Annotated in this window: 30 protein-coding genes; 12 read left to right on the plus strand and 18 right to left on the minus strand. The window is 69.9% G+C overall.

Annotated features, from left to right (window positions below; genetic code table 11):
• Nucleotides 1-71: 71 nt before the first annotated feature.
• Nucleotides 72-575: a hypothetical protein gene (locus KBX71_RS16935; RefSeq protein WP_210818985.1), complete on the plus strand. Its 504-nt coding sequence runs from the start codon at nt 72-74 to the stop codon at nt 573-575.
• A gap of 93 nt (nt 576-668) precedes the next feature.
• Nucleotides 669-1403, plus strand: coding sequence for a peptidase E (locus tag KBX71_RS16940; RefSeq protein WP_210818986.1), 735 nt, complete (start codon nt 669-671; stop codon nt 1401-1403).
• Nucleotides 1404-1406: 3 nt separating this feature from the next.
• Here KBX71_RS16940 and KBX71_RS16945 read toward each other — a convergent pair whose 3' ends face one another.
• The gene (locus tag KBX71_RS16945) at nt 1407-1976 is read right to left on the minus strand and encodes an exonuclease (protein ID WP_210818987.1); all 570 of its coding nucleotides are present in this window, start codon (nt 1974-1976) and stop codon (nt 1407-1409) included.
• A 143-nt stretch (nt 1977-2119) separates the two neighbouring features.
• On the opposite strand from KBX71_RS16945, the gene ychF reads away from it, so the two are divergent.
• Nucleotides 2120-3205: a redox-regulated ATPase YchF gene (gene ychF / locus KBX71_RS16950; protein WP_124815243.1), complete on the plus strand. Its 1086-nt coding sequence runs from the start codon at nt 2120-2122 to the stop codon at nt 3203-3205.
• Nucleotides 3206-3442: 237 nt separating this feature from the next.
• On the opposite strand, the gene KBX71_RS16955 is transcribed toward ychF, so the two are convergent.
• From KBX71_RS16955 to KBX71_RS16975, 5 genes are read right to left on the minus strand one after another with little or no spacing between them, the layout of a single operon-like run.
• Nucleotides 3443-3700, minus strand: a complete 258-nt coding sequence (locus KBX71_RS16955; protein WP_030333696.1) for a hypothetical protein — start codon at nt 3698-3700, stop codon at nt 3443-3445.
• A gap of 22 nt (nt 3701-3722) precedes the next feature.
• Nucleotides 3723-4337: an EndoU domain-containing protein gene (locus KBX71_RS16960; RefSeq protein ID WP_210818988.1), complete on the minus strand. Its 615-nt coding sequence runs from the start codon at nt 4335-4337 to the stop codon at nt 3723-3725.
• Nucleotides 4338-4359: 22 nt separating this feature from the next.
• The gene (locus tag KBX71_RS16965) at nt 4360-5085 is read right to left on the minus strand and encodes a WXG100 family type VII secretion target (RefSeq protein WP_210818989.1); all 726 of its coding nucleotides are present in this window, start codon (nt 5083-5085) and stop codon (nt 4360-4362) included.
• 19 nt (nt 5086-5104) lie between these two features.
• On the minus strand, nt 5105-5419 hold the full coding sequence (locus KBX71_RS16970; RefSeq protein WP_210818990.1) for a hypothetical protein: 315 nt from the start codon (nt 5417-5419) through the stop codon (nt 5105-5107).
• Nucleotides 5419-5811, minus strand: a complete 393-nt coding sequence (locus tag KBX71_RS16975; protein WP_196919699.1) for a YbaB/EbfC family nucleoid-associated protein — start codon at nt 5809-5811, stop codon at nt 5419-5421. The genes KBX71_RS16970 and KBX71_RS16975 overlap by 1 nt, the downstream gene beginning before the upstream one ends.
• Before the next feature lie 224 nt (nt 5812-6035).
• Between KBX71_RS16975 and KBX71_RS16980 the strand changes: the two genes are divergently transcribed.
• Both KBX71_RS16980 and KBX71_RS16985 read left to right on the plus strand, forming a co-directional pair.
• Entirely contained in the window at nt 6036-6533 is a 498-nt protein-coding gene (locus tag KBX71_RS16980; protein ID WP_210818991.1) for an HAD domain-containing protein, read from the plus strand.
• A gap of 247 nt (nt 6534-6780) precedes the next feature.
• A complete protein-coding gene (locus KBX71_RS16985; protein ID WP_210818992.1) occupies nt 6781-7548 on the plus strand; it encodes a class I SAM-dependent methyltransferase in 768 nt (255 codons plus the stop codon).
• A 149-nt stretch (nt 7549-7697) separates the two neighbouring features.
• On the opposite strand, the gene KBX71_RS16990 is transcribed toward KBX71_RS16985, so the two are convergent.
• Nucleotides 7698-8258 carry an NAD(P)H-dependent oxidoreductase gene (locus KBX71_RS16990; protein WP_210818993.1) on the minus strand — a complete coding sequence of 187 codons (561 nt, stop codon included), beginning with the start codon at nt 8256-8258 and terminating at the stop codon, nt 7698-7700.
• A 13-nt stretch (nt 8259-8271) separates the two neighbouring features.
• A complete protein-coding gene (locus KBX71_RS16995; RefSeq protein ID WP_210818994.1) occupies nt 8272-8646 on the minus strand; it encodes a VOC family protein in 375 nt (124 codons plus the stop codon).
• A gap of 115 nt (nt 8647-8761) precedes the next feature.
• Between KBX71_RS16995 and KBX71_RS17000 the strand changes: the two genes are divergently transcribed.
• The 3 genes from KBX71_RS17000 to KBX71_RS17010 are packed head-to-tail and all read left to right on the plus strand — an operon-like array spanning nt 8762 to nt 10013.
• Entirely contained in the window at nt 8762-9220 is a 459-nt protein-coding gene (locus KBX71_RS17000; RefSeq protein ID WP_210818995.1) for an SRPBCC domain-containing protein, read from the plus strand.
• The gene (locus KBX71_RS17005; RefSeq protein ID WP_210818996.1) at nt 9217-9567 is read left to right on the plus strand and encodes a helix-turn-helix transcriptional regulator; all 351 of its coding nucleotides are present in this window, start codon (nt 9217-9219) and stop codon (nt 9565-9567) included. Before KBX71_RS17000 ends, KBX71_RS17005 begins: the two co-directional genes overlap by 4 nt.
• Nucleotides 9568-9569: 2 nt before the next feature.
• Complete coding sequence (locus tag KBX71_RS17010; RefSeq protein ID WP_210818997.1) at nt 9570-10013, plus strand: SRPBCC domain-containing protein; 444 nt, start codon at nt 9570-9572, stop codon at nt 10011-10013.
• A 105-nt stretch (nt 10014-10118) separates the two neighbouring features.
• On the opposite strand, the gene KBX71_RS17015 is transcribed toward KBX71_RS17010, so the two are convergent.
• The 5 genes from KBX71_RS17015 to KBX71_RS17035 all read right to left on the minus strand — a co-directional run bounded on the left by KBX71_RS17015 (nt 10119) and on the right by KBX71_RS17035 (nt 12943).
• Complete coding sequence (locus KBX71_RS17015) at nt 10119-10853, minus strand: class I SAM-dependent methyltransferase (protein ID WP_210818998.1); 735 nt, start codon at nt 10851-10853, stop codon at nt 10119-10121.
• 223 nt (nt 10854-11076) lie between these two features.
• Nucleotides 11077-11439: a PH domain-containing protein gene (locus KBX71_RS17020; protein WP_124823240.1), complete on the minus strand. Its 363-nt coding sequence runs from the start codon at nt 11437-11439 to the stop codon at nt 11077-11079.
• A 10-nt stretch (nt 11440-11449) separates the two neighbouring features.
• The gene (locus KBX71_RS17025; RefSeq protein WP_210818999.1) at nt 11450-11671 is read right to left on the minus strand and encodes a hypothetical protein; all 222 of its coding nucleotides are present in this window, start codon (nt 11669-11671) and stop codon (nt 11450-11452) included.
• 52 nt (nt 11672-11723) lie between these two features.
• Complete coding sequence (locus tag KBX71_RS17030) at nt 11724-12533, minus strand: LysR family transcriptional regulator (RefSeq protein ID WP_247683608.1); 810 nt, start codon at nt 12531-12533, stop codon at nt 11724-11726.
• 101 nt (nt 12534-12634) lie between these two features.
• The gene (locus KBX71_RS17035) at nt 12635-12943 is read right to left on the minus strand and encodes a 4a-hydroxytetrahydrobiopterin dehydratase (RefSeq protein ID WP_196929602.1); all 309 of its coding nucleotides are present in this window, start codon (nt 12941-12943) and stop codon (nt 12635-12637) included.
• Between the two features lie 183 nt (nt 12944-13126).
• Here KBX71_RS17035 and KBX71_RS17040 point away from each other — a divergent pair, with 183 nt between their 5' ends.
• Nucleotides 13127-13570 carry a (deoxy)nucleoside triphosphate pyrophosphohydrolase gene (locus KBX71_RS17040; protein WP_124823236.1) on the plus strand — a complete coding sequence of 148 codons (444 nt, stop codon included), beginning with the start codon at nt 13127-13129 and terminating at the stop codon, nt 13568-13570.
• A 127-nt stretch (nt 13571-13697) separates the two neighbouring features.
• Here the strand turns inward: KBX71_RS17040 and KBX71_RS17045 are convergent, their stop codons facing one another.
• The 5 genes from KBX71_RS17045 to KBX71_RS17065 form a co-directional block, all read right to left on the minus strand.
• Nucleotides 13698-14762: a succinate dehydrogenase/fumarate reductase iron-sulfur subunit gene (locus KBX71_RS17045; protein WP_210819001.1), complete on the minus strand. Its 1065-nt coding sequence runs from the start codon at nt 14760-14762 to the stop codon at nt 13698-13700.
• Nucleotides 14759-16687, minus strand: a complete 1929-nt coding sequence (locus KBX71_RS17050) for a fumarate reductase/succinate dehydrogenase flavoprotein subunit (RefSeq protein WP_210819003.1) — start codon at nt 16685-16687, stop codon at nt 14759-14761. Before KBX71_RS17050 ends, KBX71_RS17045 begins: the two co-directional genes overlap by 4 nt.
• Before the next feature lie 12 nt (nt 16688-16699).
• Complete coding sequence (locus KBX71_RS17055) at nt 16700-17506, minus strand: hypothetical protein (RefSeq protein WP_112583731.1); 807 nt, start codon at nt 17504-17506, stop codon at nt 16700-16702.
• A gap of 244 nt (nt 17507-17750) precedes the next feature.
• Nucleotides 17751-19148: a TldD/PmbA family protein gene (locus KBX71_RS17060; RefSeq protein WP_210819055.1), complete on the minus strand. Its 1398-nt coding sequence runs from the start codon at nt 19146-19148 to the stop codon at nt 17751-17753.
• Nucleotides 19149-19283: 135 nt separating this feature from the next.
• Nucleotides 19284-20720, minus strand: coding sequence for a TldD/PmbA family protein (locus KBX71_RS17065; RefSeq protein WP_210819005.1), 1437 nt, complete (start codon nt 20718-20720; stop codon nt 19284-19286).
• Nucleotides 20721-21327: 607 nt separating this feature from the next.
• On the opposite strand from KBX71_RS17065, the gene KBX71_RS17070 reads away from it, so the two are divergent.
• Genes KBX71_RS17070 through KBX71_RS17080 form a run of 3 tightly spaced genes read left to right on the plus strand, consistent with a single transcriptional unit; the run spans nt 21328 to nt 24495 of the window.
• Complete coding sequence (locus KBX71_RS17070; protein ID WP_210819056.1) at nt 21328-22383, plus strand: ABC transporter ATP-binding protein; 1056 nt, start codon at nt 21328-21330, stop codon at nt 22381-22383.
• Nucleotides 22384-22438: 55 nt separating this feature from the next.
• Nucleotides 22439-23491: an ABC transporter ATP-binding protein gene (locus KBX71_RS17075; protein ID WP_210819006.1), complete on the plus strand. Its 1053-nt coding sequence runs from the start codon at nt 22439-22441 to the stop codon at nt 23489-23491.
• On the plus strand, nt 23488-24495 hold the full coding sequence (locus tag KBX71_RS17080) for an ABC transporter permease (RefSeq protein WP_210819008.1): 1008 nt from the start codon (nt 23488-23490) through the stop codon (nt 24493-24495). The genes KBX71_RS17075 and KBX71_RS17080 overlap by 4 nt, the downstream gene beginning before the upstream one ends.
• Nucleotides 24496-24499 lie beyond the last annotated feature (4 nt).

The following is a 24499-nucleotide window of genomic DNA, read 5'->3' on the forward strand; positions in this document are numbered from 1 at the left end:
GGTTTTTCGGTCCGAAAGTGTCGGTCGTGCCGGGTAGCGTCCGGCCACCAACTGAAGAAGGGATGCGGCGGATGACGAGCGTGGCGGGTTGGGCGGCGGCGTTGACACCTGGCGCGTTCCCGCCGTTGCCCAGGGCGGTGGCGCAGTCCTTCTACCGCCGGATGCGGGCCGTCGCGCCGGCCGCCAAGGGCGCCCTCGAACGGGACCGGGCGGGCGACCCCGAGCAGAGTTTCCCCGACACCGCCTGCGGCCGGTTGGCCGGCTCGCTCGACGACGCGGGCCTGCGGGCGCTGGGGATGTGGACGCACCACTGGTGCATGCGCTTCTACGACGACGACACGACTGTCGGCCGGCGGTTGATCCGCGAGATCGCCGCGCGGCCCGGGTTGGGCTGGACGGCCGACGAGGTGCGCTGGATGCTGCGCGAGTCGGTCTCGGCCGGGCCGGCCGCCGCCGACCGGTTCACAGTGCCTCGCGCCGCCGCGGCGCAACTGCCCCCGGCAGACCGCTCGGCCCTGGGGCGTTGGCCCGAGGTCGAGGTGCCCCGCCAGCGGCGCCCCGACCAGTCTCGCTGATCATGGGGGGAGGTTCGGCCCCGTGCCGAGCGGCCGGGACGCCGGCTGCGGCAGGATGGACGCCGCACCGTCCCCGACCGGAAGGACGCTCCGATGCCCGCCAGCGAACCGACAATCATCGCCACCAGCATGGGCTTCTTCCGGGGCGGCCGCGGGCCCTACGACCTGCGTCCCAGCCCGGTCTTCGAGCTGGCAGCCGAGCTGGCCGAGGCTGGTGCGCAGCCGCGGGTCTGCTATCTCGGGCAGGCTGTCGGCGACCAGCCGACCTCGTTGACAGCCGTCTACGGCGCGTTCGCCGACACCCGGTTCCGGCTGTCCCACCTCGCCCTGTTCCCGATGCCGAACATCGAGGACGTCCGCGCCCACCTGCTCGCCCAGGACGTGATCTGGGTCGACGGTGGCAGCGTGGCCAACCTGATAGCGGTGTGGCGGGTGCACGGGCTCGACGAGATCCTGCACGAGTGCTGGCAGGCCGGCGTGGTGCTGGCCGGCGTCTCCGCCGGCTCGATCTGCTGGCACGTCGGCGGTGCCACCGACAGCTTCGGCCCCCGGCTGCGCGGCTTCACCGACGGCCTGGCCTGGCTGCCGTACGGCAACGGGGTGCACTACGACAGCGAGGGCCAGCGCCGCCCGCTCATGCACGAGCTGGTCGGCGACGGCACGCTCCCCACCAGCCACTGCACCGACGACGGCGTCGGCCTGGTCTACCGGGGCACCCGCCTGGTCGAGGCAATCGCGGACCGTGGGGGCGTCTCGGCGTACGAGGTCAGCCGCGGCGCGGACGGCAGCGTCCGGGAGGCGGTCATCGCCCCCCGTCAGCTCGGCTGAGCGTCACGCCTCGTTGGCAGGCTCCCGGCGGCGCAGCACCGCGTCGAAGACCTGGGCCAGCTCGGCGGCGTCCTCCCCGGCGTGGTGCGTGTGCGGCATGTCGTGCAGGCCCAGCTCGTGCTTGATCGTGCCCTGACGGGTTTTGGCCCACTCGCTGCCGGTCAACCCCATCCAGTAGCTGCGGAGATCGACACCTGAGCCGGTCGCACCGAACGGGCTGTGCCCGACGAAGCGGACGAAGTACCAGTGCACGAACATGCCGTCCCAGACGGCCGGGGCGGCGAGGAAGACCGGACGGCCGACCCGGCGCAGTCCGTTGACCCAGGCCGCCGCGGCCGACATCGCCCCCTGTGCGGTGGGCGCCTCCCGCAGCAGCCGTTCCCGATCCAGGCCGGAGACGGCCAGCGCCGCCGGGACGAACTCGTCGGAGATGGGACGCAGCTCGGTGTAGAAGGTCAGGTCCGGGCGGCCGGCCACGGCCATGCCCAGCGAGATCATGCTGTACGGCCCGGGGATCGGCCCGTCCGCCTCCACGTCGACGGCGATGTACAGCTCAGGCAACGTCGAGGTCATCCCACCTCCAGCAGCGGAACATCGAACCGGGAGATTAGCAACGCCGGGCAGGGCCCGGGGGGAGCGACGATCGACCATCTGCCCCGCGCCGAATCGGAGCCGCCTGGACCGGCCCGGCCGGGACCGGCGTAAGCTGGCCCGTCGTGAGTCTTACCATCGGCATCGTCGGCCTGCCCAACGTCGGCAAGAGCACGCTTTTCAACGCGTTGACCAAGAACGACGTGCTGGCGGCGAACTACCCGTTCGCCACCATCGAGCCCAACGTCGGCGTGGTCGGGCTGCCCGACGAGCGGCTGGGCAAGCTGGCCGAGATCTTCTCCTCGCAGAAGGTGCTGCCGGCGCCGGTGTCGTTCGTCGACATCGCCGGCCTGGTCCGCGGCGCGTCGAAGGGACAGGGCCGGGGCAACGCCTTCCTGGCCAACATCCGCGACGCCTCGGCGATCTGCCAGGTCGTCCGGGCCTTCTCCGACCCGAACGTGGTGCACGTCGACGGCAAGATCTCCCCGGCCGACGACATCGAGACGATCAACACCGAGCTGATCCTCGCCGACCTGCAGACCCTGGACAAGGCGCTGCCCCGGTTGGAGAAGGAGGCCAAGCTCCGCAAGGACCGGGCCGCAGCGGTCGCCGCCGCGAAGGCCGCGATCGAGGTGCTCGACGGTGGCACCACCCTCTACTCCGGGGCCGCCGCCGCCAAGATCGAGCTGGAGCACCTGCGCGAGCTGCACCTGCTCACCACCAAGCCCTTCCTGTACGTCTTCAACGTCGACGAGGCCGAGCTGGCCAACGAGACGTTCCTCGACGAACTGCGCGCCCTGGTCGCCCCCGCCGAGGCCATCTTCATGGACGCCAAGATCGAATCCGAGCTGGTGGACCTGCCCGAGGACGAGGCCCGCGAGCTGCTGGAGTCGATCGGGCAGAACGAGCCCGGCCTCAACCAACTCGTCCGAGTCGGCTTCCGCACCCTCGGCCTCCAGACGTACCTCACGGCCGGCCCCAAGGAAGCCCGCGCCTGGACCGTCTCGGTCGGCGCCACAGCGCCGGAGGCCGCGGGTGTCATCCACAGCGACTTCCAGCGCGGCTTCATCAAGGCCGAGGTGGTCTCGTACCACGACCTGGTCGAGCACGGTTCGATGGCAGCGGCCAAGGCGGCGGGCAAGGTCCGCATCGAGGGCAAGGAGTACGTCATGCAGGACGGCGACGTGGTGGAGTTCCGCTTCAACGTCTGAATCCGACCCGTTGCCGCAGGTCAGTAGTAGTCGTGCCGGTAGGGGCCGGCGAAGCGGGTCGTGAACTGCCACTCAATCCGCATGGGGGCGGGAGTGACACCTTCCGCAGTCGGATCCCGAGATCTACCGTTCGGTGAAAGTCGCCATCGACATGCCCGCCGAGATCGGGCCAGGTCTGGGACGCCAGCTGGTCGACACGGTGCAGGGGTTCGAGGGAACCGATCTACGCTTCCGCCGTCAGTCCGAGGTCCGGATCTGCTCCAGGCGCGTCAGAGGCTCCTGGAGGTACTCCATGAGCTCCCGCAGCGCGTCCTTCTCCGCCGTGGTGATCACAACGCCCTCCTCCCACACGGCGCCGACGAGCGTCGTGATCGCCAGGTCCCAGGCCCCGGCGCCGGCGGCGTCCCGGACGATCGGCAGGTACTTCGGGCTGATCTTGGGTGCGAGCTGGTCGATGATCCGGAGGGTGCGCCGGATGTAATCGTTGACTTCCATGGGTCTCCCGTGGGTGCGGTGGTTAGGGCAGCGGGTTGGTGGTGACGCCCTCGCCGCTGACGGGGTGGCCGCCGGAGATGCTGCCGTCCTTGTCCAGGGTAACTTTGCAGGTGATGCCGTCGCGAGTGCCGATGACGACCCAGCCGTCGCCGCCGGGACGCGCCTGAGGGCGGCTGTCGGGGTTGGCGGCGATGCTCTTGAACCAGCCCTCGACCTGCTCCTTGGTGGTGCCGGGCGGGAAGCGCGTCTTGCCGGGCTCGGTGGAGGAGGGCTTGTGGTCGCCATTGCCCTTGCCGTCGCCGTCCCAGATCTTGTCCATCGCCCCGTCGCCCATCTGACCGAAGCGGTCCATGTCGAACCTGGCGTCGGCGAACTCGGGGTCGTCCCAGGGGTTGGTCCTCTTCGGTACCTCGGGCTCGGATGTGTCGGCGTCCTTCGGGCGGCCCGCCTGGGCGCGCTCGATGCCGTGCTGCTGGGCTGGTCCCACGCGCTTGGGCATCATTGCGGGGTTGAACTTGGGACGCTTGGGGCCATCGTCGCCACCGCCGTGCGGTGGGGTGGGGCCTGAGGGGTGCTTGTGGAGGCCCGCCACAGCGAACAGGACCACCAGGGCGGCGGTGGTCCGCAGAGCCGCCATGAGTTGTCGCATCGTGGGCCGCCTAGACGTCGAGGAGTGCGCGAAGGGCGGAGAGGCTGCTGATCAGGCCCATCAGCCAGCCGAAGATGCGGCCGGTCCAGCGGACGACGGCGACCGCGAGCTGGGAGGCGACAAGCGGTGTGGCGAAGCCGAGAGAGAAGACCACCTCGGCCAGCCACACCACGACCTTGGCGATGCAGTCGGCGATGAAGGCGCGCACCACCTCCCGCACCGTCTGCACCAGGACCCCCGCGCCACGGGTCGCGGCACCCATGCCGGCGGCCGTGCCCGCGAAGATCCCGGCGACGTCGATGTTGATGGTCAGGATGTCGCGGTAGGCGTCGGCGGCGGCGCCCTGCCATCCGTCGAGGTCGCCGACCAGCCGCGTCTTGAGGTCCTCGGCGATGGAGAACAACTCATTGGCCATGTTGTCCCAGGTCAAGGCGTGCGTCTCGATGGTCTCGGGATCACCGGCGAGCCAGTCGAGTGCCTGCTTCAGTGGCTCGACCTGCTCGATGGCCCACTCGATGCCCATCGACAGGAGCGTGCTGAACGGGTCGATGGCGATGGCCGCCCCGTCGAGAGCGGCGCCCAAGCCCGCGACTGAGCCGTCGATCCAGCTGCCGGAGTCGATGGCGTCCTTGATGCCCATGTAGTCGTCGGCAAGCGGCAGGCCGGTCCAGCCGTCGCGGTGCGCGGCGCTTGTCGAAGCGATGTCGGAGGTCGTGGCGACCAGTGGGTTGCTCATGAGAGGGCGCCGGGCCGGCTCAGGTCGCGGAGTGGAAGGAGTTGAAGCCGTCGGTGTTCGACTCCTCGGACCGCTCGTAGGCGTCGGCGTTTTTCTTGATTCCCGCAGCGAGCAGCGCGATGTTCTCGGCGAGCATCCCCACACCCTTGTCCTGGTCCCGGTGGCGTCCCTCCAGGATGGGCGGTAAGAACTGGCAGAGCTGCCCGTACGCATCATCGGCCTGGAAGATGGTGCCGCTCGCGGCCATGACGGCGGCAAAGCGGTCGTGAATGGCCGACATGGCCGTGGCGTGCGCGCGCAGCGCCTCGACGTCGACCTCGAACCCCCCGTGCATCAGTAACGCCCCTCTTCGTCCTCGGTGTCGGCGGTCCGGAATCCGGCCAGCAGGGCCCGGCCGGTCGCCGAGTCGGCGCCGACCGTCTCCCGCACGACCTCGGCGGCGGCCTCGGCGAGCTTGACCCGCGCGTTGCGATAGGCACCCATGATCGCCTGCTGCGTCTGCTCCAGGCTCACGCGCTGCGCCCGCGCGGAGAGCCGGACGTCGGCCATCGCCCCCGTGGAGTCGACGGTGACCTCGACGATCCCGTGGGCGTCGCTGGCCGTGACCCGCAGCGCGCCCAAGCCGGCAGCGGCGGCCTGCGTGTCGGCTGCCCTGCGCACGGCGTTGGCCTGCCATGCCTCCAGGCGTTCGCGCGCATCCTCGGCGTCCAACAGCGGATTGACCATCGCGCCTCCGTCTCCGTTGCCAAGCAGGGGATTCAGAGGCGCCAGTGTAGCTGCGGCCCGCCACACCAGGATTGCCGAGCGATGCGGCGTGATCCGGCCAATGTGGATCGCGGCGACGTGGGTGCTGGCCCTAAGAAAAGCAGGTCAGCTACCGTGTTTGAGCGGCTGACCTGGTGGGCGACGGACGAGTCGACCTGTACGCCGGATTCCGTACTGTGGCAACCATGCCGAGCGGCCTGCCTCTCCTCCTGCTGGACGTCGACGGGGTTCTGAACCCGTTCGGGGCTGACCAGTGTCCATCCGGCTACGAGGAGTTCGACTTCTTCCCGGACGAGGAGCCGGTACGGCTGTGCCGCGCTCACGCGGCTTGGCTTCGGGAGCTGGGTGACCGGTTCGAGATAGCCTGGGCAACCGGGTGGGGTGCCGAGGCGAATCGACTTCTCGCACCGGTGCTACAGCTTCCACAGCTGCCCGTGATCGGCTTTCCTCCGATCCCGTTCGAGCCACGGGAGAAGGTGCCGGCCGTCGCCAGCTATGTGGGCTCACGACCTGCGGTATGGATCGACGACGCGTTGACGCCGGAGGCGCGTGCCTGGGCCGAGGGTCGTAAGGCACCGACGCTGCTAGTTGATGTCGATCCAGCCGAAGGGCTGACCCGAGCGGTAGTCCTCCGAGCGCTCGTTTGGGCGGAGGACTTGCTTGCCGGCGGCCGGAGCTGGTGACGCAGCATCTCTCGGAGTCGGGGCACACATGGGGCACAAGACAGCGTCAAACGTCGGCAACCAGCAACAAGTGGCGTGAGCCGCCGACGGGCCGCGACCAGCACGCCGAGCATCGTGACGCAGGTCAGGCCACGGCGGCACAAAGTTCCGCTCCGCTTCAACGTCTGACTCAGGTCCGACCTCTGCCGCCTGGGCTGGCCACCTGCTCTGCCTGTGCTCTGTCCACAAGCGGCGGTAGGTTGACCGGATGACGGATCAGCAGCTCCGGTCGTCGTTTGGCGCGGCCGCGACCGCGTACGCCGAGCACCGCCCGGACTACGCGCAGGCCGCGGTGCGGTGGGCGCTGGAGCCCGCCCCCGGTCTACGCGTGCTTGACCTGGGCGCCGGCACCGGCAAGCTGTCCGCGACGCTCGTGGCGGTGGGCGCGGACGTCGTGGCGGTCGAACCCGACCCGGCGATGCTCACCGAGCTACGCCGTGCGGTGCCGGCCGTCAGTGCCCTGCCGGGTAGCGCCGAGGCGATCCCGTTGCCGGACGGGTCCGTCGATGCCGTGCTCGCCGGCAACGCCCTGCACTGGTTCGACATGGCCGTTGCCGGGGCGGAGATCGCCAGAGTTCTCGCACCCGGCGGTGTCCTGGCTGGTCTGTGGAACATCCTGGACGACCGGGTCGACTGGGTTGCCGGGCTCGAACGGGTCAGCGGGAGTGCGGCCATCGGCCCGCGTGACACGTTGAGCAGTTGGCGCACCGCTACGGCGGACATGCTCGTTCCGAGCACCGGCCTGGTCGCCCGGTTCGGGTCGGCGGAGCCTGTCGAGTTCCCACACGGGCAGCGCCGTACCGCCGACTCGCTCGTCGCGACGCTCGCGACGCGGGCCGGGATGCTGGTCATGCCGGAAGAGGAGCGAACGGCCACGCTCGACCGGATCCGCGCGTTCCTCGGGAGCCGACCCGAAACCGCGCACGGCGAGTTCACCCTGCCGATGCTGACCGGCGTCCTGCGCGCCCGACGCTGACGGTCAGCGACGGACATGTTCGGCTGTCTCGTCCTGTGTGGCGAGGACCTCCGATAGGTCAGGGGCGCGGTCACCCACCCCTCGGGCTGAGAGGCGGCACCCGGCCTATCGCGCGTCGAGTGGTACGGAGATGGCGTCCCGGATCGCGGTTACGGCTTGTTCGACGTTTCGTGTCGTGGCCGGGGAGTCGTCCTGCTCGGACTCGTGCGCGAACGCCGTGACGCCACGGCGGCTGCCGCAGTAGTCCACACGATCCCGTGCTCGATCTGTGTCCGTAGCGCGTGCCCGTACCCGTGTCGCTCGTAGAGGCCGGCGTCGTCACCGGCAATGGGGAGCAGGTGGGTGGTCAGGCGGTGCAGCCGCGGTTGGATGCCTGTGGACGGGGCGTAGTCGAAGGCCCAGCCGTTGATGAACACGCGGTCGATCCACCCCTTCAGTAGGGCCGGCATCGACCACCAGTAGACCGGAAAGACCAGCACGAGGTGATCGGCTCGATCGATGCGCCGCTGCTCGCGGAGAACGTCGGGCGGCGGCCCGCCACGCTGCTGGTACGCCAGGCGGTCGGCCGGGGTGTATCTCGGGTCGAAGCCCTCCTCCGCCAGGTCGGCGATCTCGACCGGACTCGGGCGCAGGGCGGCCTCAAGTCGCCGAGCCACGTGGTGTGTCAGGGACCCGGGCTCGGGATTCACGACTACCAACAAGGCGTGCATGAATGCAAGGGTCCTACTGCTCGGCCCAGGCGCCCAGCTCGTTGCCGCTGGGGTCGGTGAAGTGGAAACGCCGGCCACCGGGGAACTCGTACGGACCGCTGACCACCTGGCCGCCGGCTTCCTTCACGGCCTGCACGGACCGGTCCAGGTCGCTGGAGTAGAGCAGCACGAGTGGGCCGCCCGCCCGGACCTCCCTGTCCAGACGGAGACCGCCCACCTCGGGCGCGGAGTCGCCGTGTGGGCTGCGGATGCCTGCGTACTCCGGCCCGTAGTCGTTGAACTGCCAACCGAACGCGTCCGTGTAGAAGCGCTTGGCCACGGCGAGGTCGGTCACCGTGAGCTCGATGTAGTCGATGGCGTGGTGTTGGTGCGGCGACGGCTCAGACATGCTCGGCATTCTGCATCCCGGGTACGACGGAACCGCGATGTGCAACGAAAGGTTGCGCGATGGGCGTGAGTTGTCGTAGGTTCAGTGCAACCAAAGGTTGCGAAAGGTTGTGAGCATGGAACAGGGAACGATCGAACGCGACATTCACGTCAACGCGTCCCCCGAGGTCGTCTTCGAGGTGGTCAGCCAGCCCGAGCACATGCGAGAGTGGTGGCCCGACGACGCGCGGTTCGAGTCGATCGCCGGAGCGCCCGGCGAGCTGGTGTGGCGCGACGGTGACACCGGCGAGACGAAGACCGTCGCGTTCGCCGTCGTCGAGGCCGACCCGCCGAAGCGGTTCTCCTTCCGGTGGTGCTTCACGGAGCCGGACCGGAGTGGGCAGGCGCTGCTCGTCACCTTCGACCTGGTGCCCAGTGGCGTGGGGACCCTGATCCGGATGACCGAGACCGGCTTCCGCGAGCTGGGTTGGGAGGTCGCCGTCCTGGAAGAGCAGTACCGCGACCACGAGAACGGTTGGGACCACTACATGCCCCGGCTGGGCGGGTACGTTGCGCGGCTGGTCGCGACCCCGTGAGCGCGGCGGTCGACGACGAGCTGTGGTCGGCGATCGGCGACCCCATTCGTCGTACGATGATCGATCTTCTTCTCTCTGACGGGCCGGGCACGGCCACCTCGTTGAGCAGGCGGCTACCCGTCACCCGCCAGGCGGTCTCGAAGCACCTGGCGGTCCTGGACCGGGTTGGGCTGATCCACGCCGAGCCGGCCGGACGCGAACGTCATTACCAGGTGGACGAGGAGCAACTCGCCCGCGCGGTCGCCCAGTTGTCGGCGGTCGGCTCCACCTGGGACGCCCGACTCCGCCGGATCAGGCGCATCGCCGAAACGATCGAACGCCACAGCACCAACAACCAGGGAGGCTGAAAATGGTCGACATCCTGCACCAGGTCGGCGTCGTCGCTCCGCTCGCCGACGTCTACCGGACGGTGGCGACCCCCGAGGGCGTCGCCGGCTGGTGGTCGGTCGACACGACCGGCAAGACCGAGGTCGGCGGGCAGTTGGCCGTTCACTTCGGTGACGACGGCGGGTTCGACCTGGAGATCCTTGAGCTGGATCCCGCCGGCCGGGTGCGGTGGCGGTTCGTCGGTGGCCCCGACGAATGGATCGGCACCGAGATCAGCTGGCGTCTCGACCAGCGAGGTCGGTACACGATCGTCGACTTCACGCACGCGGATTGGCGTGCGCCGACCGAACTGATGCACGAGTGCAGCACCAAGTGGGCGATATTCCTGATGAGCCTCAAGGAGCTGGTGGAGACGGGACGCGGCCGGCCGGCGCCGAACGACGTCCAGATCAGCGACGGGCACTGATCTCGGTACCCACCGAGAGACGGAGATCGACTCGGGTTCCTTGAAGTCGGGGTGTCGTCGTGGCGATGACACCCCGACTTTCCGGAACCCGAGTCGACCAAACCGCTACTCCGCCCGGTAGACGGAGATGTGCGACGGGCTGTCGGCCTGGAACGGTCGTCGGTGCCAGTCGGCGTACCGCTCGGTGAGCCGGAGCCCGGCTTGCTGCGCCATCTCGTCGATCTGGTGCGGCCAGGCGTACCGCATGGCGAACGGCTTCAGGTGCACACCGTCCGCATCGAACGTGATGGTCTGCCGGATGAATCGCTGCGCCGGCCGGTCGTACCGGTGCAGTCGGATCGTCGCGGAGTCCTCGGTGACGTCACGCACCTGCACCTGCTCGTCCGAGTCGAAGCTGCGCGGGTCGGGCACGAACGTCTCGATGACGAACGCACCGCCGGGCGACAGCACCCGGGCGACGTTGCGGAAGCAGTCCGCCTGCCGCTCGGCGTCCACCAGGTTGAACAGGGTATTGAAGACCAGGTACGCGAGCCGGAACTCACCCGGCACGGGTACGTCCGCCATGTCGGCGACGACCACCGGGATCCGCTCGCCGCCGGGTTTCGCCCGCAGCTGCGCGAGCATCTCCTCGGACGCCTCGACGCCGTGCACGGCGAGGCCGCGCTCGGCCAGCGGAAGTGCGACCCGGCCGGTGCCGATCGCCAGTTCGAGAACCGGACCGCCGTCGGCCAGGTCGGCCAGGAATTCCACGGCGGGGGCTGGGTCGGGGTTGGTGCCGCCGTCGTCGTATCCGGCGGCCCACAGCCGGCCGAAGAGGCCGGGATCGTCGAAGACCGACATCAGCGGCCTCCGGGGTTGGGGTCAGTGGCGCCCAGCGGCGCCAGGGGAGCAGTCCTGCTCACGAAGTCTCGATTCCTCGGGTCGGATGACTGTGGGTTCGGGGGACCTCGTTGTGTTGGGCATGATGGCTGCTCCCTTCGCGCGGTTGTCGAGTCAGGACACCAGAGACGACGTGGGCCCGGCAAGGCGATTACGCCAGCCGGGCCCACGACGGGACGTGCCGTCAGGAGATGTGGTGCAGGATCACGTTGTGCACGTGGTGGCTCTTCTGCGCGCCACGGAACTCCACCTCATAGGTGTGCGTGCCGACGTGGATGGCGATGGCGCCGGTGGAGAAGAAGGACCCACCCCACGACTTGTTGCTGACCACGCTCACGCTGGTGATCTTCGAGTACGGGATGCTGGTGATCGCGAACCGCTTTCCGACGAACGAGCGGTCCTGGATGATCACCCGGCGGTCGGTCAGCCCGATGAACCCGGTGCCGGTGCCGACGGCGTCGTAGACGGCGATGATCTGCTCGCCTTCGAGGAGGCCGCTCTCGATCTGCTGGACCTGCTCCTTGCGGTCGTACGCGATGGTCGCCATGTGATCCAGACTAGAAAACCGGTGCCAACGTGCCCACCCGGGCGAGCACCACGAACTCGCCGTCGCCATGACCGACGGGCTCGCCGTGCCAGCCACCGTGGACGCGGTCCACGAGGAAGCCGGCCCTGGTCAGGGAGTCGCGCAACTCGGCCTCGGTGCGGAAGCGCAGGGTCGCCGAGCTGAGAATCTCTTCCCCGTCGTCGAAGTGGTAGTGGTGGGTGAAGTCGACCACTCCGTCTCGTACCCCGGTGACCTCGGTCCACGCGCGGACCTCGCCGCGTGTCTCATCGGGGGTTCGCGTCGGTCGCGGCGCGGACGAACTCGCGTACGCGGGTGGTGGTGTTGCTGGGCAGCCAGACCGGCCCGCGTTCGATCGGTGGCGCGTCGTGGATGGGCACGTACGCCACGTCGGGGCGCGGGTAGTAGCGCCGAGTGTGCTCGCCCACGGGCAGGACGCCCCGGCCCAGGGCGACCAGGGACAGCATCTCGGAGAAGGTGTTCCCGGCGGGTCCCCTCGGCACCGGCCGGCCGGAAGGGGTGCGCTCCGGGGTGCGGTCCCGCTTGAACTCGGCCGAGGTCACGGTCGGGTACTGCACCACCGGGTAATCGGCGAGCACCTCCAACGACACCGACAGCTCCCGGGTGAGCGGGTGACCCGCCGCCACCGCCAGCGCCCGGCCTTCGGAGAGCAGCGCCGGGCCGGTGGCCATGCCATCAAAGGGGTACGAGGCGATCAGCACGTCGGTGGAGCCGTCGAGCAGCCCGGATCGGGTGGTGGACAACTGCGCCTCGTGCACCTCCACCCGGCAGTCGGGGTGCCGTTCACCGAACAGGGCCACTGCCCGGAGCAGCACCGGCGCGGTCCACTCGCCGAGGAACGCCACTCGTAGCGTCCCAGTGACGCCCCGGGCGGCGTCCATCGCGCGGCGGACGGCCTCGTCCATCTCGGCGACCAGCGGGGCCAGCTCGTCGGCGAGTTGCCGGCCGATCGGGGTCAGCCGGACGACGCGACTGGTGCGGGCGAACAGCGGTGCGCCGATCCGGCGTTCCAGCTTCTTCACGATATGGCTGACCCGGCCGGTGCTGACGGTCAACCGCGGTTCGGCGACCTCGATCTACGTGCAGGACCCGGATGGCAACTCGGTGGAGCTGCGCTGGTACCCGCAGGACGCAGGGTCGGGGTCGGGAGTGGTTGTCAGGGCTCGGTGACCGCCCGGTACGCGTCCTCGATGCGGGCGGCCAACAGGATCTCGCCCTCGGTCAGGGGGTCGCCGCTGCCGTGCCCGACCCGGATCTGGGTGCTGTCGGCCCGGCGGCTGATCTCGGGTCGCAGATGCAGTGCATCCGCGACGACCTTGACGCGTTCAGTTAGTGCGGCGTGTTGGGTATCGTCGATCACGAGCGTTCGTCGGATCTGCTCGCCTTCGCGTGTCCAACCAGATAGCAAGGTCAACGCGTCGGAAAGGTAGTCGTGCTTGGCCCTGCTGTTGAACAGCACGCGCATCACCGCACCCCCCAAGCGCCGTTGCCGGCTTGTGGCCAAATCGTCGCCATCCCGTGTCTTGTCGGTGTCCCCTAGTCTCTCGCTGCTCGGAAGGGGTGTCCACGCCCACACTTCCGTGTCTTATTGGCCTAGCGGACGGCTACGGTACCCAAACCGCCGATTGATCTGGCACCCTGGACGCCCGTGCGGACCGAACGGGCGAATGGTGGCGGGCAGGCCGAACGACGGGACCTGAAGGTGATCGTCGGTGCGGCGATCATCCGGGATGGGCGGGTGCTCGCCTGTGCGCGTTCCGCCCCACCCGAGGTGGCGGGCATGTGGGAGTTTCCGGGCGGAAAGGTCGAGCCGGGGGAGGCCGAGACCGACGCGCTGATCCGGGAGTGCGCCGAGGAGTTGGCCGTACGCGTCGAGATCGGTGAGCGGGTCGGCCGCAACGTACGGATGGCGCACGGCCGCTCGGTGCTGAAGGTGTACGCGGCCCGCCTGCTCGGCGGTGACCAGCCGCAGGCGCTGGAGCACGAGGCGCTCCGGTGGCTCACCGCCGACGAACTGGACTCGGTCACCTGGCTCCCCGCCGACGCCCCCATCGTGGCAGCCCTCCGCCCCCTCCTCCTCAACTCGCGTTGATCATGAAGTTATTGCCACCGCCCGCGGCGTGTCGTGGCAATAACTTCATGATCAACGGAGGGGGCGGGGTGGGGAAGTGGGACGAGGGCCGTGGCGATAGCCACGGCCCCCGTTGTCGTTCGGGTGGTTAGTGCTTGTTGTCCTGCTCCGGGTGGGCGAAGTTGAGGTGCTCCGGAGGCAGCGGGAAGGTCACGTCGTCGCCGAACGGCGACGGCGCGGCGGCCCGGTCGAAGGTGAGCTCGGTCAGCGGCAGCCGACCCCTGTCGTCGACCGCTGGCGCGGTCGGGTGCGGCACCTCCCGATCCCAGTTGACGCCACTTTGCGCCTGCGCCTCAGCCTGCGGATCGTGGGAGCCACCCGCATGCGAGTGCACCCCACCTCGGGCGGAGCCCGGCGTCGCCGAGCCCTGACGGGCGGAGGTCACGCTGGTCTGGGGCGTCTCGCCCCGACGGAAGATCTTGCTACCAAGCCACACAAGGGGATCGTACCTGCGGTCGACGACCCGTTCCTTCATGGGGATGATCCCGTTGTCAGTGATCTTGATGTGCTCGGGGCAGACCTCGGTGCAGCACTTGGTGATGTTGCAGAAGCCGAGGCCCTGTTCGGCCTGCGCGTACTCCTTGCGGTCGGTCCGCGCGTCCAGCGGGTGCATGTCCAGCTCGGCCGCCCGGATGAAGTACCGCGGGCCGGAGAACGCCTGCTTGTTCTCGTCGTGGTCACGGATCACGTGGCAGACCGTCTGACACAGGAAGCACTCGATGCACTTGCGGAACTCCTGCGAGCGCTCGACGTCCACCTGCTGCATCCGGTAGTCACCCGGGGCCACGTCCGCCGGAGGGGCGAACGCCGGGGTCTCCCGTGCCTTCTCGTAGTTGAACGAGACGTCGGTGACCAGGTCCCGGATGACCGGGAAGGTACGCAGCGGGGTGACCGTGACGGTCTCGTCGTCGCCGAAGGTCGACATCCGCGTCATGCAACCCAACCGCGGCTTGCCGTTGATCTCCATGGAGCAGGAGCCACACTTGCCGGCCTTGCAGTTCCACCGGCAGGCCAGGTCGGGCGCGTCGGTGGCCTGCAGACGGTGGATGACGTCGAGGACGACCTCGCCCTCGTTCACCTCCACCATGTAGTCCTGGAGGTCACCGCCGGTCTCGTCGCCCCGCCAGATCCGGAACTGACGCTTCGCGCTCATCGGTTGTCCGCCTCTCCAGCGTCGGCAACGAGGGCGTCGAAGTCGGCGATCTCCTCGTCGGTGAGGTACTTGGCCAGCTCGGCCCGGTCGAAGAGGCCGATCAGCTCCGGCCGCATCTTCGGCAGCGGCTTGCGGGTCAGTTGCACGGTGTCGCCGTCCAACGCGCAGACCAGGTTGACCTGCCGCCACTTCGGCTCCATGGCCGGGTAGTCCTCCCGGGTGTGCCCGCCGCGCGACTCCTGCCGCTCCAGCGCCGCCTTCGCTGTGCACTCCGAAACCACCAGCATGTTGCGCAGGTCCAGCGCCAGGTGCCAGCCCGGGTTGTAGCGTCGACCGCCGGCCGCGCTCACCTTTGCCACCCGCTCACGCAGCTCGGCGAGCCGGACCAGAGCGTCGGCCAGCTCACCCTCCCGGCGGATGATGCCCACCAGATCCCCCATCACCGCCTGGAGGTCCTGCTGCAGGGTGTACGGGTTCTCGCCGGTGTCCCGCTGCAGCGGAGCGAGGGCGGTCTCCACGGCGGCCTCGACCTCGTCCACGGCCACCTTCGGCCGGGCGGCCAGCCCGTCGGCGTAGCTGGCGGCGTGCCCGCCCGCCCGCTTGCCGAAGACCAGCAGGTCGGACAGGGAGTTGCCACCGAGTCGGTTGGAGCCGTGCATGCCGCCGGAGACCTCACCGGCGGCGAACAGTCCGCGTACGTGGCCGAAGGCGGTGCCCGAATCCGGGTCCACCTCGACGCCCCCCATCACGTAGTGGCAGGTCGGCCCGACCTCCATCGGCTCGGCCGTGATGTCGACGTCGGCCAACTCCTTGAACTGGTGGTACATCGACGGCAGTCGGCGGCGGATCTCGTCGGCCGAACGTCGGCTCGCGATGTCCAGGAAGACACCGCCGGCGGGGGAGCCCCGGCCGGCCTTGACCTCGCTGTTGATCGCGCGGGCCACCTCGTCGCGGGGCAGCAGCTCCGGCGGACGCCTGTTGTTGTCCGGGTCGGTGTACCAGCGGTCCGCCTCCTCCTCGGTCTCCGCGTACTGCTTGCGGAAGACGTCGGGGACGTAGTCGAACATGAACCGCTTGCCCTCGGAGTTCTTCAGGACGCCTCCGTCACCGCGCACCGACTCGGTGACCAGGATTCCCTTCACCGAGGGCGGCCAGACCATGCCGGTCGGGTGGAACTGGAGGAACTCCATGTTGATCAGCGTCGCCCCGGCGCGCAGCGCCAGCGCGTGCCCGTCCCCGGTGTACTCCCAGGAGTTCGAGGTGACCTTGTAGGAGCGCCCGACGCCACCGGTGGCCAGCACGACCGCCGGCGCCTCGAAGAGGATGAACTCGCCCGACTCACGGTAGTAGCCGAACGCGCCGGCCACGCGGTCACCGTCGAGCAGCAGCTCGGTGATTGTCGTCTCGGAGAACACCCTGATCCGGGCGTCGTACGAGCCGAACTCCCGCTGGTCCTCCTGCTGAAGCGACACGATCTTCTGCTGCAGGGTGCGGATCAGCTCCAGGCCGGTCCGGTCGCCCACGTGCGCCAGCCGCGGGTACTCGTGGCCACCGAAGTTACGCTGCGAGATCTTGCCGTCCTTGGTGCGGTCGAAGAGCGCACCGTACGTCTCCAGCTCCCAGATCCGCTGCGGCGACTCCTTCGCGTGCAGCTCGGCCATCCGGAAGTTGTTGAGGAACTTGCCGCCGCGCATGGTGTCGCGGAAGTGCACCTGCCAGTTGTCCCGGCTGTTCACGTTGCCCATCGCGGCGGCCGCGCCGCCCTCGGCCATCACCGTGTGCGCCTTGCCGAACAGCGACTTGGAGATGATCGCGGTCTTCTTGCCAGCCAGCCGGGCCTCGATCGCCGCGCGCAGACCGGCGCCGCCGGCCCCGATGACGACGACGTCGTAGTGGTGTCGTTCGATGCGAGTGGTTGTGGTCATGTCAGGGGCCCTTTAGTTGATGAACCGCAGGTCGGAGAACCAGCCGGCAGCGAGCGCCATGATGTAGAAGTCGGCCAGCGCCAGGGTGCCGAGGGTGATCCAGGCGAGCTGCATGTGCCGGACGTTCAACGCCGAGACGAAGGTCCAGGCCTTGTACCGCACCGGGTGCTTGGAGAAGTGCTTGAGCCGGCCGCCGATGATGTGCCGGCAGGAGTGGCAGGAGATCGTGTACGCCCAGAGCATCACCACGTTGAGCAGCAGGATGATGTTGCCCAACCCGAAGCCGAAGCCCTTCGGCGAGTGGAAGGCGAGGATCGCGTCCCAGGTGTTGATCAGCGAGATGATCGCGGCGGCGTAGAAGAAGTAGCGGTGCAGGTTCTGCCCGAGCAGCGGGAAACGGGTCTCGCCGCCGTACTCCTTGTGCCCGTCCGGGACCGCGCAGGCCGGCGGCGACAGCCAGAACGACCGGTAGTACGCCTTGCGGTAGTAGTAGCAGGTGAGCCGGAACAGCAGCAGGAACGGCAGGGTCAGCGCGGCGTCCGGGATGATCCACCAGCCGGGCAGGAACCGGCCGAAGTGCGAGGCTTCCTCGACACACCTGTCGGTCACGCACGGGGAGTAGAACGGGGTCAGGTAGTGGAACTGGTCCACCCAGTACCACTTGTGCATGAAGACCCGGACCGTCGCGTACGCGACCCAGGCGCTGAGCCCGATCACGGTGATCAGCGGGGCGAACCACCATCGGTCGGTACGCAACGTCTTCGCCGCGATGGCGGCGCGCGCCCGCGCCCCCCTCGGCCTCGTTGCCGTTGAAGTCATTCGAGTCGTCTCCTCGACGGGCCCGTACGGGCGGGCTGGTCTCTCTCCGGTCGGCACGCGGACCGGCGAACCCGCACCCGCTGCCACGTCATGCGCACACCAACGACCACGCCGGATCGACCGACGCAGCTAAGTGACACACGTTACGCCGATCTCTGCGAGCCGTCCGCGCAAGGGAGTGTCCCGTGTGTCTGGCCTGCGGAAAAGCCCCCGACACGCCGGTTTGGCGCGCTCGTCCACAACGTCAGCCGGACGCGCCTCCGGTGAAGTGCCAGGACGCCAGCCGCAGCGAGGGCGCCGCCCACCAGGCACCGTCCACCCGCTCCGGTTGGCGCACCGCCCGCGCGCCCAGCCCGAGCACCGCCCCCGGCCCGAGCGCCCGCGGGTACGACTCGGTGAACCGCAGGTCACGGACCGCCCGGACGACAGTGCCATCCTCGATCAACCAGACGCCGTTGCGGGTCAGCCCGGTGACGACGAGGCTCTTCGGGTCCAGCACCCGCGTGTACCAGAGGTCGGTGACCAGCAGCCCCCGGCGTACGCCGGCCACCAACGCGGCGGTGTCCGCGTCGACGACCGCCCCGGCCGCCGCGCCGGTGGTGCTCCGGCCCACCGCGCTGGCCGGACCCGCCGCCGCGCCGGTCAGCCGCAGGTTTCGCGGCATCGGGCCCCAGGTGGCACCCCCCGCCACCGCGTGACCGGTGGACTCCACGCCCGCCTCGGCACCCGTCCGGCGATCGTGTGCCACCGCCCGGGTGGTTCCCGCCTCGACCAGCGTCAACGCCCGTCGGCCGGTGCCCTCCGCGTCGAACGGCAACCCGGACCCGCCCAGCGGGTCGTCCACGAGGGTCACCGCCCTGTCGAACTGGGCGGCGCCCGGCTCGGCGAACGACTGCCGCTCGGCGTACCGCTTGCCGTTGAAGCCGTAGAAGGACAGGTTCTGGAGGAGGTCCGCCACGGCCGCCGGCTCGAACACCACCTCGTAGTGCCCCGGCGGCAGCTCGACCGGGTCGGCCGCCGCCTGCGCCTTCGCGGCCGCCTGCGCCCCCAACTCGGCGCCGTCCAGGTCGGCCAACCGGTCGGCGCTGCGTCGGGCCACCCCGTCCGCGCCGTCGCGGCGCGCGATGCCGTCCATCGCCGCCTCCACCGAGCGGCCGTACGCCGAGTGCCCGGCCGAGTTGGCGAACGCCGACGAGCGGTGCGCGGTGCGGCAGTAACCGGCGGTGCTGAGGCCCCCGGCGGCGGCGACGAACGCCCCCACCCGGTCGGCCCGCTGATCCGGCTCGGCGTGCGCGGTGGCCTCGTCGACGGGCGGCGCGTCCGGCATGGGCATGGGCGGGGCCAGCCCCGGCCAGCCCGGGTCGGGCGGGCAGAGCCGCGCCGCGGCCAGGGTGCGCTCCACCAGGGCGGACAACCCGTCGGCGGTGACCACGCTGCCGCCGCCGGCAGCCGTCCGACCGTCGACGTGCACCCGCAGCCGGACCCCGACCGTCGACTCGGAGACGTTCTGGTGGATGCCCGAGTTCGCGAACCGGGTCAGCGCCAGGTCCGCCCGCGTCACCACCGCCTCGGCCTGCGCGGCCGGCCCGCCGAGACGCCGAACCAACTCCACAACCTGCCCGGCCAGCTCCACCTCCGTCATGCCGCCCGTACTCACGCCGAGCCACCTTTCGTTCGCGACTGCGGGGCTCGCAAGCCCGGCTCACTCCTCGCGCTCACGCCGAGCCGCCTTTCGTTCGCGACTGCGGGGCTCGCAAACCCGGCTCACTCCTCGCGCTCACGCCGAAACCCCCACGCGGACGTTCTTGAACCGGGCCGGCGCGGCCGGGTGGCCGGTGTGCCCGACCTGGCCGGGCTGACCCTTGCCGCAGTTGGGCGTCCCCCAGGAGACCGTCTCGCCGGAGAGCATGTCCATCGAGCGCCAGAACAGCGGGCCGATCCCCGTGTACGTGGGATTGCGCAGCATCCGCCCCCGCCGCCCCTTCTTGATCTCCCAGCCGACCTCGCAGCCGAACTGGAAGTTGAGCCGCTTGTCGTCGATCGACCAGGACCGGTTGAGGTCCATCAACACGCCGTCGTCGGTGGCCGCGATGATCTCCTCCAGGGTGTGCGGGCCGGGTTCCAGGCCGACGTTCGTCATCCGCACCATCGGCAGCCGGGCCCACCCGTCGGCGCGTACGCTGCCGCCGTAGTCGAGGCCGGCCATGGCGGCGGAATCCCGGCCGGCGAGCACACCCACCCAGCGACCGTCCCGGACCGCGTCCCGCTTGACCGCCGGGGAACCCTCGTCGTCGAAACCGAAGCTGCCCAGCGCGCCCGGGATCGTCGGGTCGATGGTGATGTTCATCAGCTCCGAGCCGTAGCGCAGCGAGCCGAGCTGGGCCAGGTCCAGCCAGGACGTGCCGGCGAACGCCGCCTCCCAGCCGAGGATCCGGTCCAGTTCGATGGCGTGCCCGACCGACTCGTGGATCTGCAGGGCCAACTGCTCGCCGCCGAGGATCAGATCCGTCTCGCCGGCCGGGCAGGGCGGCGCGGTGAGCAGCGCCCGGGACTCCTCGGCGATCTGCGCGGCGTGCGCGGCCAGGTCCAGCGACTCGACCAGCTCCCACCCGGTGGTGCCGTACTGCCCCCGGTAGCTCGGCCAGGACCGGCGCTGCGTCTCGCCGTCGCCGATCGAGGTGGCCGAGATGCCGCCGCCGCACTCGCGGATCCGCTGGTCGATCCGGTGACCCTCGCTGGAGACGAACCACTTCGCGGTGTCCCAGATCTGGTACAGGCCCTCGGCGAGGTCCGCGCCGTGCTCGGCCATCGTGCGGGTCGCGTCGACAAGCAGATCGCCCTTGTCCGACAGGGGCACCCCGAGCGGGTCGATCTGGCAGCCGGAGGCCCAGCTCGCAGTGACCGCCTCCACCGGCACCAGGTCGACCGGAGGGCCCGGCACCCGCGCGCTCGCCATGGCGGTCCGCGTCGCGCGCCGGCCGGCGTCGCGGGCGGCGCCGTCCGACAGATCGGGTACGGCGTGGAAGCCCCAACTCGCCCCGACCAGCGCTCGGACTCCCAGCCCGATGCTCTCGTCCTGGGTCAGCTCCTCCACGTCACCGTTGCGCGCGGTCATCGACTCGTAGCGGCGGTGCATCACCCGGGCGTCGGCGTATCGAGCCCCCGCGTCGAGGGCGGCCTGGACGGCGGCGGTGGCCGCGTCGAACTCGGTCATGGACCGACCCTAGGCCAGCCGACCGACACCCGTCAGGGGACGAGATCCTCTGGTCGAATCGTGGCCCGCACCGGCTCGGCAACTCCAATACGTCGCCGGCCCTGGTCGCCAACCGCTCCACGGAGAGAAAGTCCCGCCCTGCCTCGCCGCGCCGCTCCGAGGGCCGCAAGATCGCGCAACATCCTGGATGTAGTGGTATCGGGGCGTCGGCGATGCCACCACATCCTGGTTCGAGCGTGACCTTGGTGGCGGTGGCGCACCAGACCCCGCTCCTGCTCTCGGGGGCGGTGTCTGTCATCAAGATCCGCGCAGTATCAGGGATGTTGCTGTCTCTGGCGCGTCGGAGGCAGCAACTTCGGGGAAGTTGCGGAGATCTTGGCGCGGTGCGCGGTGCGCGGTGCGCGGGAGATGAATGGGCGTGGATGGCGAGGTGACGGGGGTGCGGGGCCGATGCCGACTCGTTACGCTCGGGCCCGCTGACACGTGCCGGCTTTGTAGCTTATTTTCACCCTCGGGACTTTCCTGTAAGTTCCCTTCGTCACTGAGGGAGGTGGCCGTGGACAGCTCGGAACCCTCGCCGTCCGGCGAACCGGACGACCGCCCCGCCGTGCCGGCGCAGCGCTCCGACCAGGACGCCTACCTGCGGGTGGATGACCTGCGGGTCCGGTTCGACACCGAGGACGGCGTGGTGCGCGCGGTCGACGGGGTGTCGTTCGCCGTCGAGCGGGGCCGCACACTCGGCATCGTCGGTGAGTCGGGCTCTGGCAAGAGCGTCACCTCGCTGGCGATCCTCGGCCTGCACGACCCGAAACGGACCACCATCACCGGGGAGATCTCCGTCGACGGCCGGCAGGTGGTCGGTCTCCCCGACGAGGAGGTACGCCGGCTGCGTGGCCGGGACATGGCGATGATTTTCCAGGATCCACTGTCGGCGCTGCACCCGTACTACACGGTGGGCCGGCAGATCGCCGAGGCGTACCGGGTGCACCACCCGAAGGCCAACCGGCGCGAGGCCCGCCAGCGGGCGGTCGACATGTTGGACCGGGTCGGGATCCCGCAGCCCGCGCGCCGCTTCGACCAGTATCCGCACGAGTTCTCCGGCGGCATGCGGCAGCGGGCGATGATCGCGATGTCACTGGTCAACGACCCGGCGCTGCTGATCGCCGACGAGCCGACCACCGCGTTGGACGTCACGGTGCAGGCGCAGATCCTGGACCTGCTCGCCGACCTCCAGGCCGAGTTCCACTCCGCGATCATCCTGATCACCCACGATCTCGGCGTGGTCGGCCAGGTCGCCGACGACGTGCTGGTCATGTACGGCGGGCGTGCCGTCGAGCGGGGCAGCGTCGAGCAGGTGCTCCGTGCGCCGCAGCATCCGTACACCTGGGGGTTGCTCTCCAGCGTGCCGTCGCTGCACGGCGACGCGGACGCGGACCTGGTGCCCATCCCCGGCAACCCGCCCAGCCTGATCAACCTGCCGTCGGGTTGCGCGTTCCACCCACGCTGCCGGTACGCGGACCGCGCCGGCAGCCGATCCCGCACCGAGGTGCCCGAGCTGCGCGCGGCCGGGGCCGACGGCCACCTGGTCGCCTGCCACCTCAGCGCCGAGGAGCGCGCCACGTTCTACGCCGAGGACGTCGAACGAGTGGGGGTGGCTGTGTGAGGGCGAGGAACGCAGCGCAGCGGAGTAACGCAGTCCCGAACGGAGGACTGTGGAGATGACCGACGAGCCACTGCTGCGGGTACGCGGCCTGACCAAGCACTTCCCGGTACGCCAGGGGCTGCGCGCCACCGGCCTGGTGCGGGCGGTCGACGGGCTCGACTTCGACGTGCGCCCTGGTGAGACGCTCGGCCTGGTGGGGGAGTCGGGCTGCGGCAAGACCACCACCGGCCGGATGCTGGTGCGGCTGCTGGAGCCGACGAGCGGCAGCATCGAGTTCGACGGGCGGGACATCACCCACGCCGGCCGCCGGGAGTTGCGCCCGCTGCGCCAGGACCTGCAGATCATCTTCCAGGACCCGTACGCCTCGCTGAACCCCCGGCACACAGTGGGCCGGATCGTGGCGATGCCGCTGCAGGTCAACGGCATCAAGCCGCCGGGCGGGACCAAGGCCCGGGTGCAGGAGTTGCTGGAGCTGGTCGGGTTGAACCCGGAGCACTACAACAGGTACCCGCACGAGTTCTCCGGCGGCCAACGCCAACGGATCGGCATCGCCCGCGCGCTTGCCCTGCGGCCGAAGTTGATCGTGGCGGACGAGCCGGTGAGCGCGCTGGACGTCTCGATCCAGGCGCAGGTCGTCAACCTGCTGCGCGACCTGCAACGCGAGCTTGGCCTGGCCTTCGTGTTCATCGCGCACGACCTGGCCGTGGTCCGGCACTTCTGCCAGCGGGTCGCTGTCATGTACCTGGGCCGGATCGTGGAGATCGGCGACCGGGCGGACATCTACGAGCGCCCGCAGCACCCGTACACCCGGGCGTTGCTCTCGGCGATCCCGGACGTCACCCAGCTCGGCCCTGCGGGTCGGATCCGGTTGACCGGTGACGTGCCCACCCCGCTGGACCCACCGTCGGGCTGCCGGTTCCGCACCCGGTGCTGGAAGGCGCAGGACATCTGCGCCACCGAGGAGCCCGCGCTGGTCCCGCGCGACGGCGGCAACCAGGCCACCGCGTGTCACTTTCCCGAAGGGGAAGCGGACAGCACGAGCCCCGAGAGTGGGGCGGCTGCGGAGGCCGGGTCGACAGACGCGATCGTGGAGGAGGTGTCGTCGTGAGTCTCTCCCCGGTGGAGGGTGTGGCGCTGGCCGAGATCGAGTCCGGCACGGACCCGGGCGGGCCCGCCGTGAAGGGCGTCGTCGGCCGCTCGCCCGGTCAGCTCGCCTGGCTGCGGCTGCGCCGCGACCGTACGGCGGTGGTCAGCGGCGTACTCCTGGTGTTCTTCCTGCTGTTGGGGTTGGCCGCCCCGCTGATCGAGATGGTTTACGGGATCGGGCCGCGGGAGCAGTTCCAGAACCTGCTGGACGGCTTCGGCATGCCCCTGGGGTACGCCGGCGGGGTCAGCGGCGGGCACTGGTTCGGTCTGGAGCCGGGGCTGGGCCGGGACATCTTCATCCGGCTGATCTACGGGCTGCGGACGTCGCTGTTCATCGCGTTCGCGGCGGCCCTGATCACCGCGACGATCGGGATCGTGCTGGGCGCGCTCGCCGGCTACCTGGGCGGCTGGCTCGACGCGGTGATCAACTGGATCACCGACCTGACCCTGGCCATGCCCTTCCTGATCATCGCGTTGGCGCTCACGCCCACCATCACGCTGCGCTTCTACGGTGAGCGAGGGCAGGTGTCGTCCGCCTTCGGGGTGGGGGTGCTGATCGCCGTCTTCGCCATCTTCGGCTGGACCAGCACGGCCCGACTGGTACGCGGGCAGGTGATCGCGCTGCGCGAGCGGGAGTTCGTGGAGGCGGCCCGGGCCAGCGGGGCCGGGCTGGGACACATGCTCTTCCGGCAGCTGCTGCCGAACATCTGGGCGCCGATCCTGGTGTCGTTCTCCCTGGCGGTGCCGCAGTTCATCACCAGCGAGGCGGCGCTGTCGTTCATCGGCGTCGGCCTCAGCGACGAGACGCCGAGCTTCGGCCGAATGATCTACCGCAGTCTGGACTTCCTCCAGACCGACCCGGCGTACGTGTTCTTCCCGGGCATCACGATCTTCGCGCTGGTGTTCGCTTTCAACCTCTTCGGCGACGCGTTGCGGGACGCGCTCGACCCGAAGTCGTCCCGGTAGGGGT

The organism is Micromonospora sp. D93 (genome assembly GCF_018070365.1).
Classification (GTDB): Bacteria; Actinomycetota; Actinomycetes; order Mycobacteriales; family Micromonosporaceae; genus Micromonospora; species Micromonospora ureilytica.